We start from the raw sequence: 14,370 nt of genomic DNA, 5'->3' as shown, positions 1-14,370 counted from the left end.
GTACCCACAAGTATGTTCGCTGCCAAGTAAGCGCTTGGTGAAACCTCCGGCCGGAAAAGGACGACGGCCGCCCCGCACGGGACGGCCGTCGCCGGACTCGGGAACGGATCAGACGGGGCAGCTGGAGCGGTACTCCTCCACGTCCGTGCTCCGGCTCGGACCGGGGCACAGGAACTGGGTGTAACGCGTGTCGTCGTCGACGAAGCGCTTCAACCAGGAGATCGAGTACTTCGCGATCGGCGTGTTGGACGTGTTGGGCGCGAAGTGCGAGGCGTTGTTCAGCTCCAGATACGCCTTCTCCGACGACGCCGACAGGCTGTTGTAGAACGGCTCGGCGTGCGAGGACACCGAGGCGACCGAGTCGTTCTCCGCGCCGATGATGAAGGTCGGCACCCGGTTCCCCGACCAGTTCTTGGTGAGGTTCCACGGCGTCATCCCGATCGCGGCCTTCAGGGAGGGCCGGTCCTTGGCCGCCTCGAGCGTGCCGCCGCCGCCCATGGAGTGGCCCATCACGGCCAGGCGGGACTCGTCGACGCGCGAGCGCACGGAGCTGCGCTCGGTCAGGTGGTCCAGCGCGGCCAGCAGCTGGTCGCCGCGGCTGGCGGGCTGGTCCATCGTGGTGTTGGTGTCGATCGTGAAGACCACGAAGCCCTGGGAGGCCAGGCGCGGGCCGAGCCAGGCGATGCTGGACTCGTAGGCGGTGAAGCCGGGCGAGATCGCGACCGCGCCGAACGTGCCCTGGGTGGTGGTCGTCGGGTAGTAGATCGTGCCGCCGCCGAAACCGATGGCCGACAGCGAGGACACCGAGGTCTGCGACACCGCGAACGGACCGCGCAGCGCCTCGATGCTGTTCTCGGTCGGGGCCGGACCGCGCTCGTAGGGGTTCGCGGCGTGGGCGGGCGGGGCGGCGACGAGGCCGGCCGCGGCCACCGCCGCGGCGAGCGGCGCCAGGCGCAGTGCCCTGAGCTTCTTGCCGAACATGGGGGTCTCCTCTGCGGATCATGGCCCGGGCGGGGGCGGAGGGTGCCGCGGGCCGTGGTCAGGAGTCTGCGATCCGGACCGGATCCGCGCATCGGGGAAATCACCAGTCGCCTTCCACCCCGAATTGGCACGTGCGAAACCAGGACACGGCGGGCAGGTATCCGGGAGACTCGCGGGGAGGGGGAGGCGCCTGTGCCTGACGCGGTGGTGATCGGCGCCGGTCCGAACGGGCTGGTGGCGGCCAACGTCCTGGCCGACGCGGGCTGGGACGTCCTGGTGCTGGAGGCGCAGGACGAACCCGGAGGCGGCGTGCGCAGCGACCGCGGCGTGCACCCGGAGTACGTCAGCGACTTCTGCAGCTCCTTCTATCCGCTCGCGGTGGCCTCCCCGGTGATCCGGGCACTGGAACTGGAGCGGTACGGGCTGCGGTGGCGGCACGCTCCCGCCGTCCTGGCCCACCCGCTGCCGGGCGGGCGCTGCGCCGTGCTGGAGCACGACCCCGACCGCACGGCCGCCGGGCTCGACGCGCTCGCCCCCGGAGACGGGGAGGCGTGGCTCCGGCTCTACGGGCGGTGGCTGGAGCTGTCCGACGACCTGCTCCAGGCGGTCCTCACCCCTTTCCCGCCGGTCCGCCCGGGGCTGGCGCTGGCCGCCCGGCTCGGGGCGGCGGACGGGCTGCGGATGCTGCGCCTCCTGGCCCTGCCCGTCCGACGGCTGGGCGAGGAGGAGTTCACCGGCGAGGGCGCGCGGCTGCTGCTGGCCGGCTCGGCCCTGCACGCCGACCTGTCACCCGAGTCCGTCGGCAGCACGGTCTTCGGCTGGATCCTGACGATGATCGGCCAGCAGTACGGCTGGCCCGTCCCCGAAGGCGGTGCGAGCGCGCTGACCGCGGCGCTCGTCCGGCGGCTGGAGGAGCGGGGCGGAGAGGTGCGGTGTTCGGCGGCCGTCACTTCGGTGATCGTCCGCGAGGGGCGCGCCCTGGGCGTCCGGACGGCCGACGGCGAGGCCGTACGGGCGCGCAGGGGCGTGCTCGCCGACGTCCCCGCGACCCACCTGTACGGCGGTCTCGTCGGCTGGGAGCACCTGCCTTCCCGGTTGCGCGACGACATGCGCCGCTTCCAGTGGGACACCCCCGCCTTCAAGGTCGACTGGGCGCTGTCCGGGCCCATCCCCTGGTCCGCGCCGGAGGCGGCGCGGGCCGGGACGGTCCACGTGGCCGACGGCGTGAACGCCCTGACCGAGCAGAGCGCCATGCTCGCCACCGGCCGGGTCCCCGCGGACCCGTTCCTGCTCCTGGGCCAGATGACGACGGCCGACGCCTCCCGCTCCCCCGCCGGCACCGAGTCCGCCTGGGCCTACACCCACGTCCCGCACGAGGTGCGGGCCGACGGCGGCCCCGACGGCGTCAACGGCGTCTGGGACGAGCGCGAACGGCAGGCCATGGCCGACCGCGTCGAGGCCGTCGTCGAGCGGCACGCGCCCGGCTTCCGGCGGCGCGTGCTGGACCGCCGCGTCCTGTCCCCCCTCACCATGCAGGAGCACGACGCCAACCTCGTCGGCGGCGCCATCAACGGCGGGACGGCCGCCGTCCACCAGCAGCTGTTCTTCCGGCCCGTGCCCGGGACGGGCCGCGCCGGAACGCCGGTGCGCGGCCTCTACCTGGCCTCCGCCTCGGCGCATCCGGGCGGGGGCGTCCACGGCGCGTGCGGCGCCAACGCCGCCCGCGCCGCCCTCAGTGCCGAAGCCCCCGTGCGCCGGTTCCTGCTGGCTCCGGCTCTCTCCTCCGCCCGGCGGCTGCTCTCCCGGCCGTGACCCTGGCCAGCCGCCGCAGCAGCACCCGGTTGCGCAGCCGCATCACCAGTTCCGCCGGCCACATGTAGAGGGTGGCGCCCAGCCCCCTCAGCGGGTGCTCCGTCAGCGTGACCAGCGTGCCCTCCCCCCACTCGGTCAGCTCGAACGCCACCCGGACCGCGCCCGCCCGGCCCGCCCGCGCCTCCAGCTCCAGCCGCCGCGGCTCCTCGCAGACCCGCACCACCGTGCGGTCGCTCCACCTCAGCAGCGTCCATCCCAGGACGTACCGGAGCTCGGCCCCCACCGCGGGCCACCCCTCGTCCACGCCGACGATCCGCCGGGTCCCCACCACCCACCGGTCGTACGTCCAGCCGTCGGCGAGCGTCCTCCAGACGGCCGCCCGAGGGACACCGATATAACTCCGAAGAATCGCCATACCGACCCCTTACCCGCTCGATGCCCCTCTGATCTCGTCAGCGGAGCCAGGTGAGCAGGAGAAGGCCGGTGGAGACGAGGGTGATGACGATCAGGAGCCCCACGCCCAGGTAGCCGAGAGGGGAGGACGCCTGCGGGAGGGGGTCGCGGGCCGTCGTCCGGGCGGGGACGGGCCGGTCCTGGAGGGCGCGGCGGAACTCGGCGGCCGAACGGTAGGGGCGGTCGGAGGACAGGGCCCTTCGGACGAGCTCGTCGCACCACGACGGCACGTAGGGGTTGAGGGCCGAGGGTTCCGCGCCGGGCCGGTGCGGCGTGCCGGTGAGGAGCTCGTGCAGGAGGCGGGCGACGGCGCGCAGGTCGTCGCCGGGCTCCGCCGACGACGGAGGGCGGGCGGCGAAAGTGAGGAAGCGGACGTCCGGACGGTCCGGATCGCCGGAGAGCAGGACGGTGTCGGGACTCAGGCCGGGGTGGGCCAGGCCGTCGGCGTGGCCGCGTTCCAGCGCCCGCAGCACGAGGTCGGCGAGCCGCACGGCCTCCTGGGCGGGCAGGGGGCCGTCCGCCAGGCGGCTGCGCAGCGGTACCGCCCGGTCCAGGTCGAGGACGGCGAAGGGGAGCGTGACCGCGACGGGGCTCTCGCCGGTCTCCGTGACGGCCGCGACCGAGCCGGGGAGCTCGCGGGCCAGCTCGTGGAGGAACTCCTCACGGGACGACGGGTCGCCCAGGAGGTCCGAGCGCAGGAGCCTGAGCGCGACGTCGCGGTGGGCTCGGACGTCCCTGGCCAGGTAGGTGTCGGTCAGCCCGCTGGACGCGAGGCGGCGGACGAGTTCGTAGCGGCCCTGGAGGAGGCGGGGAAGGGAGCGCTCGATCTCTCTGATGCGGCGCAGGACCGTCTCCGCGTCCGGAGGGCGGGCCGCGGGGTCCTTCTCCAGCAGCTGCAGGACCAGCTCTTCGAGATCCTCGGGAAGGTCGGGCGGGCCTCCGGTCCCCCGGAGGCTCGGCGGGCGCTCCTCCATGTGGGCGTGCAGGACGGCCCCCGGCTCGCCCTCGAACGGCGGCCTGCCCCGCAGCAGCTCGTACATCACGATGCCGAACGAGTAGAGGTCCACCCGCGCGTCGGTCTTCTCGAGCCTGATGCGCTCGGGGGCGATGTAGGCGTAGGTGCCGAGCATCCCGTCGGCGGTCAGGCCCTTGGTGGAGTCGCGGGCCTTGGCGATGCCGAAGTCGCAGATCTTCACCTGCCCGTCGGGCAGCACCATGAGGTTGCTCGGCTTGACGTCGCGGTGGATGACCCCGGCGGCGTGCGCGGCCCGCAGCGCCTCGATGGTCTTCGCGCCCAGCTCCAGGGTCTCCCGCACCGAGAACGTGCGCTCCTCCAGCAGCCGGCCCAGGTCCTCGCCCTCGAGGAACTCCATGACCAGGGCCAGGCCCTTCTCACGGGCGGTGCCGCCGCCGGGCTCGTCGAGCCGGTACTCCAGGAGGTCGTGGATGACGGTGAGGCCGGGGTGCCGCAGCTTGGCGCCGATCCTGGCCTCCTGCTGGAAGAGCGCGACGACCGTGTCCGAGGCGGCCCGGTCGAGCCGGATGCCCTTGATCGCCACCGGCCGGTCCAGCCGCCGGTCGAAGCCGCGCCACACCTCTCCCATGCCGCCGCTCGACACCAGGTCGAGCAGTTCGTACCGGTCCTCCAGGACCATGTGGCGGCGCAAGGCGGCCCCCTTTCCGTCCGGTCAGGAACCGGGCACCACGTAGGGGGTGAGCCCCTCGGGGAGCTCGGGGACCTGGGAGTTCGACCCGACCTGCCGCAGCGGGATGGAGCGTCCGGCGGCCCTGCCGCCCTCCGGCTCGAAGCTCAGCTCGCCCGAGGCGGCGTGCACCACGTTGGCGAGGTTCAGCCTGCCGAACTGCGCCTTGACGTCCTGGGGGGCGGGGAGCCGCGCCGCGGTGTCCTGCTTGCGGGGGACCGCCGCGAGCCCGATCGCCGTCGCCGCCGCGGCCAGGGCGTCGTGGTGGGCGATCGCGTACCCGTCGCGCAGGTCGGCCGCGTCGAAGCCGTGCGACAGGAACGCCTCCTGGAAGCCGGTGTAGGAGCGGGGGGTGCCCTTCTCCTTCGCGCCCCAGGCCTGCGAGTCGGAGGAGGTGGCGTAGACGACGGTGATGTTGGCCTCCCGGAGGAGGTCGCCGTACCTCTCGGCGCCGGCGAAGCCCGTCGCACCGACCATGACCGTCATCGGGTCGTCCCGGCAGATGCGTTCGTCCAGGTACTGGGCGAAGACCTCGAAGTCGGCGAGGCGGCCGGCGAAGAACACCATGTCCAGCGGGTCCTTCTGCCGCCCCGCCGCCTCGCAGAGGTTGTTGATCACTGGCCTGAACGCGTTGGGCGCCAGGGGCTGCTCGGCGGTGCCGCCCGCGTAGCTCTGGTCGGGGTAGCGCACGTACGGGTCGAGGACGGTCCGGTAGGCGGCGCGCAGGGTGGTGGTGTAGGGGTCCTCGTTGAGGTCGTGGACGATGATGCCGGTCTTGAGCTCCCCCTGGTCGGGCCGCTCGAGGAACGCCTTGAGCGCCTGCGCGTACTGGCTGTTGCCCGGCGAGACGCTCCACAGCCCCTTGATGCCGGTGAGGGTGTCGGCGGAGGTGACGGCGCTGACCATCGGGACGCCGCGGCCCGCCAGGTCCCGGGCGATCTTCTCGGTGTTCGCCACGCTGGAGCCGAGCCCGACGACGGCCACGAGCGGGTGGCCCGGTTCGGAGACCGCCATCAGCTCGTCCACGAACTGCGCCCCGGCCTCCTGCCGGCTGCCCTGGTTGGCCAGCAGCAGCTGGATCTGCACGGTCGCCGGGTCGCTGAAGGCCGACGAACGGTTGGCGCGGACGAGCGCGGTGTAGGTGCCCTGCAGCGTGTCCCGGATCTGCTGGAGGGACATGGTCGACGGGATGCTCTTGGACACCGTCAGCGGCGAGAGCAGCACGACCTTGACGTGGTTCCCCGAACCGACGGCGCGCCGGTTCTCCTCGACGATTTTCTTCTGGATCCCGGCGATCTCGGCGGCGGCCGCGCGGTCGGCCCCGTCGAGGCCGCCGTCCACGGGGGTGAAGAGGTAGCTTCCGTCGGTGATCCCGATGCACTCACCGTGCCTGGCGCTGTTCAGCCGGATGCCCTCGGGCGCCCCCTCGCAGCCCTTTGCCTCGGACGGGTCGAGGAGGTACGCGACGGACAGGACGATGGCGAGGCTGAGGGCCACCGCCACGGCCACCGTCCAGATCAGGGCCTTGCCACCTTTGACCAATGCCAAGGACTTCTTCCTCTACATCGTCGACCGGCCAGCCGGATTGGCCGCAATTTAACACCTCCCCTACTTTGTTCTGAAGTCGTATTCCCCACGGTTCGGCGCGATTGTCACATCGTTATCCGCTGACCTGCGCTTTCACCCCAAGAGGAGACATGTCCCAACGAATCCTTCGCCTCGTTCTGCCCTGCGCCCTCGCCGCCTCCGTGCTGCCGGCCGTCGCCTCCCCCGCCGGGGCGGCCGCCGCCAGGCCCTGTGTCGTCGGAAAGTGGAAGCTCACGGGGTTCACCGCCAGGAATCTCGGCTACGTCGAGTACACCGCCGTCAGCAAAGGCATGAAGGGCGTCCGCCTCACCGTCGCGAAGTCCTCGCTCTCCTACGACTTCACCCGTTCGAAGAAGGCGGTCACCACCGGCACCGACAGCGGAAAACCCATCGACGAATGGACGAAGTACGACAGGAGGCTCAAGGTCGGCGCCACTTTCCGGGGCGGTGCGAAAGGCACCCTCGCCCTGAAGGCGAGGACCGCGTCCGGCGACGCCACCTTCACCCACAGCCAGGCGCCCTCGCGCCACCGCTCCCTGCCTGCGCGCATCCGCAAGAAGCAGTGGGACATGGTCGTCCTGAAGCGCGCCTCCTACACCTGCACCGCCGAAACCCTCACCTTCCGCACCAGCCAGAGCTGGTACCACGGCGAGCACCAGTTCCACGCCACCCTCCGGTACACCCGCCGCTGACCGTCCGCCGGGAGGGCCTCCCCCGCGCCGTGTCCGGCAGACCGCAGGACCGGAAGCGGGCTGATCGGGAGCGGGCGGTGCGGTTAGGGTGGCGGGCGTGATGAACGCTGCTGTCGCCGGTGAGTCGGCGGGAGGCCGGTACCGGCTGGTCGAGGCGATCGGGCAGGGCGCGGCGGGGCGGGTGTGGCGCGCCGTGGACGAGGTGCTGGAACGCGAGGTGGCGTTCAAGGAGTTCTTCGTCCGGCCGGGGATCTCCCCCGATCAGCAGGAACTGCTGGTCGGTCGGGTGATGCGGGAGGCGCGCGCGGCGGCCCGGCTCAACCACCCGGGGGTCGTCACCGTCCACGACGTCGTCCAGCACCACGGCATGCCTGCGCTGGTCATGGAGTTCGTCAGGGGAGGCTCCCTCGGCGCGCTGATCGAGCGGGAGGGGCGGCTGGCGCCCGAGCGGGTCGCGGCGATCGGGTGCGAGCTCCTGGACGCGATCGGGGCGGCGCACGCGGCCGGGATCGTGCACCGCGACCTGAAGCCCGGCAACATCATGATCGACGGCCGTCGTGTCGTCATCACCGACTTCGGCGTCGCCAGCCTCGCCGACGGCACCGCCCTCACCCGGGCGGGCACCGTCCTGGGCACCCCGCTCTACATGGCGCCCGAGCAGATCGAGGGGCTGCCGGTCACCGGCGCGGCCGACCTGTGGGCGGTCGGCGCGACGCTGTACGCGGCGGTGGAGGGTGAGACGCCGTTCAGCGCCCCGACGCTCGCGGCGCTCTTCAACGCGATCCTCAACCACCCGCCGCGGCCCGCCCGGCACGCGGGGGCGCTGGGAGTGCTGCTGAACGACCTGCTGCGCAAGGAGCCGGAGCTGCGGCCCTCCGCGGCGCGGACGGCCGCGGCCCTGCGGACGCTGCTCGGCCGCGGCTCACCACCACCCGCCGGGGACACGCCGCCGCTCGCCGGGGGCGCACCGCCGCCCCGCCGGGACGCGCCACCCTGCGGAAGTACGCCGCCGCCCCGCGGGGACGCGCCATCGCCCCGCGGGAGCACGCCGCCGCCTGGCGGCGGCGTGCCGCCGGTGCCCGAGCCGAGGCCCGTGCGGGACGCCGAGGACGGTGTCCTGCACGGGACCGTCAGGTCGTTCAAATCCGACAAGGGTTACGGCTTCATCACCCCGGACACCTCCTCCGAGGAGGTCTACGTCCACTACTCGCGGATCGACATGCCCGGCTTCAAGGAGCTCAGGAAGGGACAGCGCGTCTCCTTCCGGACCGTGGCGGGCAAGCGCGGCCCGGAGGCGCGCGACGTCCGTCCGCGCTGAGGGGCGTCAGCCGGAGTGCCGGTCGCCGCCGGGGTTCTCCAGCTTGAAGAAGTTGCTCTGGGAGCCGTCGGCCAGGTGCTCCTGGTAGAGGAAGTTGAGCTTGCGCGCCTCGAACGTCGCGAACCAGTCGTCCCAGGAGATGTGCTGGAGGTCCTCGCCCCTGCCTCCCGGGAAGTCGAGCAGCAGCCGCCCCGGCCGCCCGTCGTACTCGCTGCCCGGCACCGTCGCGGGCTCGGCGCCCCGTTCGTCCGCCCACTGGCGGATCACCTCGTGGCTGGTGGTGACGAGGCTGCGCCCCGGCCGTTCCTCGTGCTGCCCGGGGGAGGACACCTCCTGCTGGTACTTGTGCTCCCCGCGCACTTTGTGATGGCGGTCGGTCATGGCGGTCTCCCTTCCCCGCGGGCCCGCGCTCAGTCGAGCCCGAGCTCCTCCTTGAGCCGGTCGCGCTCGGTGGCCAGGACCTCGAGCTGGGCCGAGATCTCCTGGCGCTGGGCCAGCGCGGCGCCGGCGTCCCCGTAGTCCTGCGGGTCGTCCGTCCGGTCCGGGAACTCCCTGCGGAGCCCGGCGATGTCCTCCTCGATCTCCTGGAGTCGCGCCCTCTTGCCGTCGGTCTCCATCTTCTCCCCCGGGTCGGTGTCCGTCTGCTCCTCCCTTGCCCCCGGAAACCAGACCTAATCCGATGATCAACGTGTAGTGCGTCATACACACTTCTTGCGGGACATACCGCCATAAAACGGCAAAACTTTATTGTGCACTTTATTTCGGAGGTTTGACGAATTTCACTCCCACCACCGGCCGGATCGGCATTAACAAGGAGGGGTGAAACCGTCGTGAGGAGCTGTTCAGGAGGTCGTGCACCATGGCTCTTCCAGCACAACAGACCCGCCGGCTTTTCCCGATGTCGGAACTGCTGGACCTTCCCTTCGGCGACTGGCAGTCGCTCCTGTCACCGCTGGCGGAGCAGACCCAGGCGATCCGGGTCGAGGACTACGTCGACGACAGCACCTACGTGGTGCGCGCGGAGCTGCCCGGAATCGACCCCGACCGGGACGTCGAGATCACCGTCTCCGACGACGACGTGCTGCGCATCCACGCCGAACGCCGCCAGGAGCAGCGGGAGGGCAAGCGCTCCGAGTTCCGCTACGGGGCCTTCACCCGTTCCCTGGCGCTGCCGCACGGGGTCGAGGCCGAGGACGTCCAGGCCTCCTACGACCAGGGCGTGCTGACCGTCCGGATGCCGCTGCCGCAGGACAAGCCCGAGGCGCGGCGGATCACCGTGAAGAAGACGGCGGAGATGCCGTCAGGCGAGTCGAAGAAAGAGGGCGAGACCTCCCGGAAATGACCCGTCCCAGGGGCGTCGGCACCTTCCGGCGCCCCTTTTTCCTGTTCGTTCACGACCCAGGAGGAAATTCATGCCTTTCACCGGAGTCCAGCACCTCGACCACAGCATCGACACCACCAACCGCTGGTTGGACGACATCGCCCGGGAACTCGGCACCGAGGACCGCCGCGAGGCCTACCGCGCACTGCGCGGCTGGCTCCACACGCTCCGCGACCGGCTGACCGTCCAGACCGGCGCGCACTTCGCCGCCCAGCTCCCCGAGATCTTCCGCGGCGTCTACTACGACGGCTGGTCACCGGGCAACGTCCCCAAGAAGTACGGGCGCGACCAGTACCTCGAGGCCTTCTGCAACTCCTCGGCCATCCGCGGCGCGGCCGCCGTGCCCTCGCTGGCCGCCGTCACCCGCTGCATGCGCCGCCACCTCGGCCGCGGAGCGCTCGACCACGCCCTCGACCAGCTGCCCAAGGACGTCCGGAGCCTGCTGGAGGGCGAGGGCGACCTGTCCTCCGACACCGGCAACGAGGCCTGGTGACGGGCTCAGCCGGGACGCACGTCGAAACCGAACACCGTCGCGACCGTCGCCGCCTGGTAGGGGTCGATGACGGCGCGCTGGAACCGCGTGGCGTTCAGGTCGAACACCGCCAGGTCGCTGCCCCGCAGATCGCACCCGGTGAGGTCCGCGCTGTGCAGCCATGATCCGGACAGGTCGCAACCGCGCAGCTCCGCCGACTGCAGCCGGGCTCCGGTCAGGTCGGCCTCGCGCAGGCGGACCTCGGAGAACCGGCTTCCCCGCAGGTCCGCCCCCGGCAGGCCGACGAAGGACCAGTCTCCCCCGGAGACCTTCAGGGCGCCGTACGTGCAGCCGTCGAACATGCTCCCGGTGAGCTTGCACCGGGTGAACTCGGCGTCGAACATCGTGCACCGGATGAACGTGCAGGTCAGCTTCTCGGCCCTGAAGGGCCGAGCTCGCAGCTCTTCACCACACCTGGCGGGTGTGTTCAGGCCGCGTCGCCGGCAGCGTGACTCACTGCCCAGACCACTCCACCGCGCTGGGCGATGGTGCGGCCTGCGTTCACGTCGGCGTGCTCAGCGAAGCCACACGACGTGCAAAGAAAAGTGGACTGATCGGGCCGGTTGCCCCGGCTGATGTGGTGGCAGCGGCTGCATTCCTGCGAGGTGTGGCGGGGGTCGACGAACACCACCGGCACCCCCACCAGGGCCGCCTTGTAGGAGACGAACCCACCCAGTTGCGCGAACGACCAGGAATGCAACGTGACCCGCTGGGGCTTACGAAGCCGTACCCTGTCGCGGATACCGCCCAGGTCTTCCAGGGCGATACCGCGGCAGGTGCGTTGAGCCTCGGTCACGAGCCGCTTGGCGATGCGATGGTTGGTGTCGGCCGCGAAACGCGCCTCCCGGCCCGACAGTTTGCGCAGTAGTCGTTTGGCGGACTTGGTGCCCTTCTTCTGCAGTCTTTGGCGTAGCCGCCGGTAGCGGTGCCGGACCTGGTTGAGGTGCTTGCCCGCATACCGGTGGCCGTCGCTGGTGGTGGCGATGTTCACGATGCCCAGATCCACACCCAGGAAGCCGACCGGGTCACCCAGTTCGGGCTCGGGGACCTCGCAGGTCGCGTACAGGTACCAGTTACCGCCCCGGAATACCAGGTCGGACTCCCCGCGCCGATGCTCGGTGAGCATCTTCAACTGGGACAGCGAGCACTGGAACCCGATGCCCCGCACACGGCCGCAGACGGTCCAGATCGACACGGTACGGGCATCCATCTGCCAGGACAGGCACCGGTCGTCGAACGGCTGGGCGGCTTCCTTACGGAAGCGGATCGGTTTGGACTCTGCGGCCTTGCGCCGTTTGGAGCCTTCCCGCCCGTAGTTGCCGGCTTTCAGGTTCGCTTTCAAGGTGGCGTAGGCCCCGGCGGTCTTGCGGATCGCGTGCAGGGCGGGCTGGGCGGACAGGCCCATCGCCTTCACCTCTGCGTACACCAGCCGCTGGAGCGACTGCTTGCCCGTCACCCCGGTCTCGAACGCGCGGCGGGAGGCGTGGTTGGCGGCCCGGTTGCAGGTGTGCAGCGTCTCCCGCAGAGCCGCCCGAGCGGTCTCGTCCGGGAGTAGCTTCACCTGCACCACGAGCTTCACCCGCACAACGTAGCGTCTCCTTTACTGCACTGAGAGTGTTTCCTGTATCTCGGCATGGGCAAAGAGGGGTGAAGTGTGGTCTGTGACCTGCGTGTTCTGTTGCGTCCTCTTCTCCGGGCCCCGGGCGCGGGGCCCGGACCGGCTGTCCGTGGGGAGAGTGTTTCTGGTCGCCGTCGTTCTTCGGCTCTTCCTGCGGCGGCGCGCCACCGGCGATCGTCCAGGAGCGCATCGGACAGCAGAAACGCCCCGCCTGACCCGGCGCGCGGCGCCTGACCCCGCTCTGCGGGGAGCAGTTCCTCCCGGCCGTGAACGGCCTGGATTCCTTGCTGGATCTCGTTGAAACGCACGCCGCGGAACGTGCACTCCTCGAACGCCGAGCCGCGATTCACCGTCTCCGTCAGGTCGACGTCGACGAGCAGCACCCGGCGGAAGGTCTCCCTCCCCAGGTCACGGAACTCCCGTTCCCGGGATCTGATCGTCGTCTCCGTGCGGGATTGCGATCGGCCATCTCCCCACCCTAGGAGCCGCCTCTGACATTTCCTCAGGGGTGAGTCCGTGGCGGAGGGCGAAGACGACGGCGGCGGGCCGGTCCCGCAGGTCCAGCTTGGCGAAGACGCTGCCGATGTGGGTCTTGACGGTGCCCTCCGCGATGTGGAGGAGCACGGCGATCTCGGCGTTGATGGCCCCGGTGCCGACGAGCGCCAGCACCTCCCGTTCCCTGGCGGACAGGGCGGCCAGGGCGGGCGGCGCCGCGGGCCGGTGGTGGGCGCGGTAGGCGGCCAGGACCCGGGGGGTCACCGCCGGGTCCAGCCAGCCGCGCCCTCCGGCGACGGCGCGGACCGCCTGGACGATCTCCTCGCCCGGGGCGTCCTTGAGGACGAACCCGGCGGCGCCCGCGGTGAGGGCCGCGGCGACGACCTCGGAATCGTCGAACATGGTGAGGACCAGCACCAGAGGGGGATCGTCGCGCCGGTGCAGAAGGCGGGTGGCCTGGACACCGTCCACACGTTTCATGCGCACGTCCATGAGGACGGCGTCGGGGCGGTGGCGGGTCACCGCGGCCTCCACCTCGTCGCCGTCCGCGCATTCCCCGACGACCCGCAGGTCGGGCGCGGAGTCGAAGATGCGGAGCAGGCCCTCGCGGACGAGCTGCTGGTCGTCGACGAGCAGCAGGCGGATCACGGCCTGCCCCCGGTGACGGGCAGCGTGGCGTGGACCGTCCAGCCGTCGGGGCCGGGCCCGGCGTCCAGGGTGCCGCCCAGCGCGGCGGCGCGTTCGCGCATGCCGACCAGACCGAGGCCTCCGGGGTTCGCGCGTGCCGGACGCCCCCCGGAGTCGGCGACGGTGACCCGGACGACCCGTTCGCCGACGTCCACCGTGACGGCGGCGTCACCGCCGGGTGCGTGGCGGGCGGTGTTGGAGAGCGCCTCCTGCACGATCCGGTAGACCGCCAGCCCCACCGCGGGATCGAGACCCGCAGGCTCTCCCCGGACGGTCAGGGTGACGCCAGGACCGGTGGCACGCCAGCGGTCGACGAGTGACGGCAGATCTTCGACCGTCGGCGGTGCGGGTTCGACCGTCCCGTCCGGTGGCGCGGGGCCGCGTAGCAGTACGAGACCACGGTGCACGTCGCGTACGCTCTGCCTGCCGATGCGTTCGGCCTCCTCCAGCGCGGCCGTGACGGCATCGGAATCCCCCCGCTTGGCGGCCATCCGAGCAGCCGTGATGTTCAGCAACGCCGCTCCCAACCCGTGCCCGACCAGGTCGTGGACCTCCCGCGCGATCTTCCTCCGCTCCTCCGCGACGGCCTCGCGCTCCCGCCGCAGCCGCGCCTCGTACACCATCCCGTGGACCCGGAAAGCACCACCGAGCAACAGGAACCCCACTTCCCACAACGTCCAGGCGGGCCACAGAGGCAGTCCTCCGCCGAACAGATCCCAGGCAGGCGGCGCCGCCAACGTCACCGGAACGCACCACGCCAGGTCACGTATCCGCCCGAGCACCGCCAGATGAATCCACACCGGAGCGCTCGCCACTGCCAGCGCCCCGTCGGCGTAACTGCCTTCCGCGAAGGGAAAGGGCCGGAACCCGTCCGGCGCGCCGTCCGCGGCGGGGACCAGGAGGAGCAGTCCGAAGAGCGCGAGGGCCACGACCGGCACCAGCCGTTCCGGAGGCAGCCACGGGCTCCACGCCTGCCACAGCCACAACCCGACGAACGCCCCGACGAGAACGGTCCGCGCCATCGGACCAGGCGACAGCACGACCGCCAGAACCGCCCACGCGACACCCACCAAGGAGATGAAACGCACCAGAGACGGCAGCGCCGCACCAC

The 14,370-nt window shown here is 71.5% G+C and carries 15 protein-coding genes; 5 read left to right on the top strand and 10 right to left on the bottom strand.

Features of this window, described 5'->3' with window-relative positions:
* Positions 1-108 precede the first annotated feature (108 nt).
* Entirely contained in the window at positions 109-981 is an 873-nt protein-coding gene (bdeA, locus tag C2865_RS17160; RefSeq protein WP_106399502.1) for a bis(hydroxyethyl) terephthalate hydrolase, read from the bottom strand.
* A gap of 192 nt (positions 982-1,173) precedes the next feature.
* Here bdeA and C2865_RS17155 point away from each other — a divergent pair, with 192 nt between their 5' ends.
* Positions 1,174-2,793, top strand: coding sequence for a phytoene desaturase family protein (locus tag C2865_RS17155; protein WP_106399501.1), 1,620 nt, complete (start codon positions 1,174-1,176; stop codon positions 2,791-2,793).
* Here the strand turns inward: C2865_RS17155 and C2865_RS17150 are convergent.
* From C2865_RS17150 to C2865_RS17140, 3 genes are read right to left on the bottom strand one after another with little or no spacing between them, the layout of a single operon-like run.
* Entirely contained in the window at positions 2,714-3,208 is a 495-nt protein-coding gene (locus tag C2865_RS17150; protein ID WP_106399500.1) for an SRPBCC family protein, read from the bottom strand. The genes C2865_RS17155 and C2865_RS17150 overlap by 80 nt on opposite strands.
* Before the next feature lie 37 nt (positions 3,209-3,245).
* A complete protein-coding gene (locus C2865_RS17145; protein ID WP_157963764.1) occupies positions 3,246-4,913 on the bottom strand; it encodes a protein kinase domain-containing protein in 1,668 nt (555 codons plus the stop codon).
* Between the two features lie 21 nt (positions 4,914-4,934).
* Positions 4,935-6,497, bottom strand: coding sequence for a type 1 periplasmic-binding domain-containing protein (locus tag C2865_RS17140; protein WP_157963763.1), 1,563 nt, complete (start codon positions 6,495-6,497; stop codon positions 4,935-4,937).
* Between the two features lie 149 nt (positions 6,498-6,646).
* Between C2865_RS17140 and C2865_RS17135 the strand changes: the two genes are divergently transcribed.
* Positions 6,647-7,228, top strand: a complete 582-nt coding sequence (locus C2865_RS17135; protein ID WP_106399497.1) for a hypothetical protein — start codon at positions 6,647-6,649, stop codon at positions 7,226-7,228.
* A gap of 100 nt (positions 7,229-7,328) precedes the next feature.
* Positions 7,329-8,546, top strand: a complete 1,218-nt coding sequence (locus C2865_RS17130) for a protein kinase domain-containing protein (RefSeq protein WP_157963762.1) — start codon at positions 7,329-7,331, stop codon at positions 8,544-8,546.
* A 6-nt stretch (positions 8,547-8,552) separates the two neighbouring features.
* Here the strand turns inward: C2865_RS17130 and C2865_RS17125 are convergent, their stop codons facing one another.
* Positions 8,553-8,927 carry a hypothetical protein gene (locus C2865_RS17125; protein WP_106399495.1) on the bottom strand — a complete coding sequence of 125 codons (375 nt, stop codon included), beginning with the start codon at positions 8,925-8,927 and terminating at the stop codon, positions 8,553-8,555.
* A 29-nt stretch (positions 8,928-8,956) separates the two neighbouring features.
* Entirely contained in the window at positions 8,957-9,163 is a 207-nt protein-coding gene (locus tag C2865_RS17120) for a hypothetical protein (protein ID WP_106399494.1), read from the bottom strand.
* A gap of 281 nt (positions 9,164-9,444) precedes the next feature.
* On the opposite strand from C2865_RS17120, the gene C2865_RS17115 reads away from it, so the two are divergent.
* Entirely contained in the window at positions 9,445-9,888 is a 444-nt protein-coding gene (locus C2865_RS17115) for an Hsp20/alpha crystallin family protein (RefSeq protein WP_232835662.1), read from the top strand.
* Between the two features lie 70 nt (positions 9,889-9,958).
* A complete protein-coding gene (locus C2865_RS17110) occupies positions 9,959-10,420 on the top strand; it encodes a DUF2267 domain-containing protein (RefSeq protein WP_106399492.1) in 462 nt (153 codons plus the stop codon).
* A gap of 5 nt (positions 10,421-10,425) precedes the next feature.
* On the opposite strand, the gene C2865_RS17105 is transcribed toward C2865_RS17110, so the two are convergent.
* From C2865_RS17105 to C2865_RS17085, 4 genes are all read right to left on the bottom strand, one after another.
* A complete protein-coding gene (locus C2865_RS17105) occupies positions 10,426-10,803 on the bottom strand; it encodes a pentapeptide repeat-containing protein (RefSeq protein ID WP_106399491.1) in 378 nt (125 codons plus the stop codon).
* Between the two features lie 83 nt (positions 10,804-10,886).
* Positions 10,887-12,038, bottom strand: a complete 1,152-nt coding sequence (locus tag C2865_RS17100) for an RNA-guided endonuclease InsQ/TnpB family protein (protein WP_106400023.1) — start codon at positions 12,036-12,038, stop codon at positions 10,887-10,889.
* Between the two features lie 447 nt (positions 12,039-12,485).
* Complete coding sequence (locus C2865_RS17090; RefSeq protein WP_198653397.1) at positions 12,486-13,220, bottom strand: response regulator transcription factor; 735 nt, start codon at positions 13,218-13,220, stop codon at positions 12,486-12,488.
* The gene (locus C2865_RS17085) at positions 13,217-14,281 is read right to left on the bottom strand and encodes a sensor histidine kinase (protein ID WP_198653396.1); all 1,065 of its coding nucleotides are present in this window, start codon (positions 14,279-14,281) and stop codon (positions 13,217-13,219) included. Before C2865_RS17085 ends, C2865_RS17090 begins: the two co-directional genes overlap by 4 nt.
* Positions 14,282-14,370 lie beyond the last annotated feature (89 nt).

The organism is Actinocorallia populi (assembly GCF_002995495.1).
In the GTDB taxonomy this organism is placed as follows: Bacteria; Actinomycetota; Actinomycetes; order Streptosporangiales; family Streptosporangiaceae; genus Actinocorallia; species Actinocorallia populi.
This window is presented reverse-complemented; position numbering and strand designations above follow the sequence as displayed.